The organism is Ruegeria sp. YTSC106 (assembly GCF_059609765.1).
In genome coordinates this window covers 1-1,656 of record NZ_JBXWMI010000047.1, presented here as the reverse complement: position 1 = coordinate 1,656, position 1,656 = coordinate 1, and the positions used below count along the sequence as shown (strand labels likewise).

3 protein-coding genes are annotated in these 1,656 nt (G+C 49.8%); all 3 read right to left on the bottom strand.

The features are described from left to right. Positions 1-60: 60 nt before the first annotated feature. The 3 genes from AC2FEB_RS23300 to AC2FEB_RS23290 all read right to left on the bottom strand — a co-directional run bounded on the left by AC2FEB_RS23300 (position 61) and on the right by AC2FEB_RS23290 (position 1,550). Positions 61-513 (bottom strand): TspO/MBR family protein, encoded by a 453-nt coding sequence (locus AC2FEB_RS23300; protein ID WP_496884423.1) that lies wholly within the window; start codon positions 511-513, stop codon positions 61-63. Positions 514-526: 13 nt separating this feature from the next. Continuing rightward, positions 527-1,030, bottom strand: a complete 504-nt coding sequence (locus AC2FEB_RS23295; protein ID WP_496884422.1) for an aggregation factor core — start codon at positions 1,028-1,030, stop codon at positions 527-529. Positions 1,031-1,166: 136 nt separating this feature from the next. Continuing rightward, positions 1,167-1,550, bottom strand: coding sequence for a nuclear transport factor 2 family protein (locus tag AC2FEB_RS23290; RefSeq protein ID WP_496884421.1), 384 nt, complete (start codon positions 1,548-1,550; stop codon positions 1,167-1,169). Between the last annotated feature and the right edge of the window lie 106 nt (positions 1,551-1,656).

The window sequence follows — 1,656 nt, the reverse complement described above, 5'->3', positions numbered from 1 at the left end:
ATCCGATGATATAAAGACTTGAAACAAGCCCAACAAATTTGGCACGCATATTGTTCCTTCTCAGTTCAGTATTGCAATGGAAAGGTTCAGTGCCGCGGCAAATGCGACCCATGCAAAGTAAGGCAAGAAGGCCAGTGCGGAGACCCGATCCGAGTTCCTGACCCGAGCGATGAACACGACGATGACAATCAGCAACGCGACAATGACCACAAGGGCAAACCACGGCAGTTGCAGTACAAAAAAGGTTGGGGACCACAAAAAATTCAGAGCCATCTGTGCCCACCACAGCTTCATGGCAGCCGAGCTTCGGTCTGTTTCGAACTGACGCCAACCCGCCATGGCGATCAACACATAAAGCACCGTCCAGACCGGGCCAAATATCCAATTTGGTGGATTGAAAGCAGGTTTAGAAAGCTGCGCATACCAATCGCCAGGTGCGGTCAGTGTCCCGATCAGGATGCCACCTCCCAACATGAGCGCGAGAAATGCTATGCGGATCGACAAATTCGACATTGCGGGACTGCTTTCAGCAATCCTTGGTCGTCACGTTGACAAGCGCTTCGGAAGAGAAGGTTGCAGTACTGGTCTTATCCGCATCGGAATAAGACACCGTGGCGCCTTCTATCTCCGACCCTGTTACGGTGATTTCGCGTTGCCCAACGGTGTCATCCACATCGATGGTAAAGGCGAGTTTGTCCCCGACTGCAAGGGATGCAATCTCAAGTTCAATTGTATTTTGCCCGTCCACAACCGAAGGAAGTTGCCGCAGAGCATCCGCACCCTCAACGAATTCGAGAGGTTGAAACACCTCTACGCCTGCACCTTTTTTGGTAACGTCGAAAATCAATCGTCCGGTAGATTGCGACAAGTCGATTTTGAGGGTCGAAGCTTCAACTTCGCACGTTCCGACATTTGTCAGAACAAAACGGTCCTTGGGTGCGCCTTCTATAAAGCGAATTTGTACACCAGCATGAAGCGAAGTAGCTGCAAATAGTCCAAGGGTCGCTGCAAGAATACTCTTCGGGAGCATATTTATCTTCTTTCTAAAGGGTTCTTGATAGATACGCTTCGGCGGGTTTCTTGGATCAGACTTATGACTTTTGACTATCGTGGCTCAGCCGGCAGGACCTTTCGAAGTTCCATGCACAGTAGTCACAACGGTTAAGTCAGAACATGCCATTTTCATTCGCGCTGTTTTCTGGAACTTCCTGAAGAACATCCCAGTGCTCGACAACCTTACCATCAGCATCCAGGCGAAAAATATCGATCCCTGCGTACTCGAGACCATCGGGCCAGATTTGGTGGCAATGCAGAATAACGTGATCGCCTTCGGCAAACGCGCGTTTGATGTCCACGCGCTTTCCCGGGTATTCAGCAGCCATGCGCTCGAAATAATCGACAAAGGCTTGCTTGCCGTCGCCAACATGCGGGTTGTGCTGCGTATAGGTTTCGCCAACAAAGGTCGCTATGGCCTCGGCAGGTCGACACTCGTTGAACATCATTTCGTAGAAAGCGATGACGTTTTTCTTGTTTGTTTCGAGGTCCGGCATGCTGATCTCCAAATCGGTGTTTTTCTACCCAAAACCGTTGGCTCGTAAAGCATAGAAAACAAATAATAAGAACCTCGATCAATGGTTGGGAAAAGTAACGAGCTTT